The following is a 1,660-nucleotide window of genomic DNA, read 5'->3' as shown; positions in this document are numbered from 1 at the left end:
TAGTTTGAAACAAATCACAAGCAAGCCACTCTCAAAAGGGCATAACAAATCAGACCATTCGAGAATGGTCAAAAAAACAGATTGAACAGCTACAGGACCTCGCCGCTTTCCTCGTCTAATATCAAGAAACCTTTGCTGCGCAGGAATGTAATAGCCTGAGTCATGGTCAGTTCGCGAGCGGCAGGCGGCTTATCGGCCTTTCTGTAGAGCTTGGCGCTGTAGACCTCATTCTTGCTGAGAATGTGCCAAATAGCAGTCAGGAGTTTTCTTGCAATCGCAATAACGGCTTTCTTTCCTCCGCGACGTTTTTTAAGCTCGAGATACTTGTTCTTGAGTTCGGGACACTTGAGTGACTTTCCACAGTTTAGCGCGATTTGAACAAGGAGCGGTTTGAGATACGCTCCCGCGCGACCAATACGAGTGGTTTTCTTCTTGCCCGCACTTTCCTGATTCTGAGGGGTAAGTCCCGCCCACGACGCGAGTTGCTTCGCTGTTTCAAACACGGACATATCAGCGCCGATTTCCGCAAGGATTCGGATAGCGGTCAGCTGGGTGCTGATACCCGGAACGGTCATAAGCAAATCAATTTGGGGCTGATATTTCCCCGCAAGTTCGTAAATCAGTTTTTCAAGCGAGACTTGTAAGTCACGAATGCAATCCATATGCCGCCGAATCACAGAGAGCTTTTCTGCTTGCATGGGATCAAGTTCGCCATCAAGAGCCGCGCGAATTTTTTCTGGGGACGATTTACACTTGGCACTAATCAATCCATCCAGTTCAAAGGCACCATTGCCATATTCGAGCAGCGCGTCAAGCACACGGGTTGCGCTCTTGCCAAAAACATCGGTGAACACATCGTCCAACTTGAAGTTGCACATTGTCAGGCAGTTTTGGGCACGGTTTTTTTCACCGGAGACAAAGCCAGTCAGCTTAACGTAGTAGCGGCACAAGTCACGGAGCTGGCGAATATCCGGCGGAGGAATAAAGCTGGAACGTACCAGGTCGCATTTGAACAATTCAGAAATCCATTTGGCGTCTTTCTTGTCGGTTTTTTTGCCCTTAATGGCCTTGACGTACTTGGGGTGCGTCAGACAGACGTTACACGTTTTTTCAAGGACATTGAAAACCGGAATCCAATATTTTCCGGACGATTCCATACACACGTCACGGCAGTTGTAAGACGTGAGCCAGTCGCAGAGTCTCCGCAAATCTCCTGTGAATGTTGAGAATCTTCTGATGTGGTGTTCGGTGTGACTGTGCTCGTCCGTTACGGCAACGCAGGCAACGAGAAAAGATTTATGTACGTCCATGCCGCAGCAAACAGGGTAAACGATTTCTACTGTTTTTGCCATTGAGTTCCTCTTTTCAATTTGATTTGAGGAACGGCATTGACTGAACGTTCTGCTAAAAACGAGTAATGTCTTTACAAAGATTAGTTTACAGGTTCAAAAAACCTACTTGTTGGTGCTTGAACGAACGTCCGGCGACTTATTTATATGCGAGATAGCGGCAAACCGCTTCACCACTCACCTCCACGTGCTCTGTAGTATACCGTCTCTCGGAGGTAAGTATAGCAGAGTTTTATTTTGACTGCGAGTTGCACCAACTCCGTTTCATGTCTTGTTGGTGCCTTTCGCAGAAAGGAATGGTCTTTTATATG

Annotated in this window: 1 protein-coding gene; it reads right to left on the bottom strand. The window is 47.3% G+C overall.

Annotation, left to right across the window (positions count from 1 at the left end):
• Nucleotides 1-89: 89 nt before the first annotated feature.
• A complete protein-coding gene (locus BLR50_RS14205) occupies nucleotides 90-1,352 on the bottom strand; it encodes an IS110 family RNA-guided transposase (protein WP_092643815.1) in 1,263 nt (420 codons plus the stop codon).
• Nucleotides 1,353-1,660 lie beyond the last annotated feature (308 nt).

Source organism: Acetanaerobacterium elongatum (genome assembly GCF_900103835.1).
Taxonomy (GTDB): Bacteria; Bacillota; Clostridia; order Oscillospirales; family Ruminococcaceae; genus Acetanaerobacterium; species Acetanaerobacterium elongatum.
Note: the sequence above shows the minus strand (reverse complement) of the source record. Positions and strands in the feature narration are given on the sequence as shown.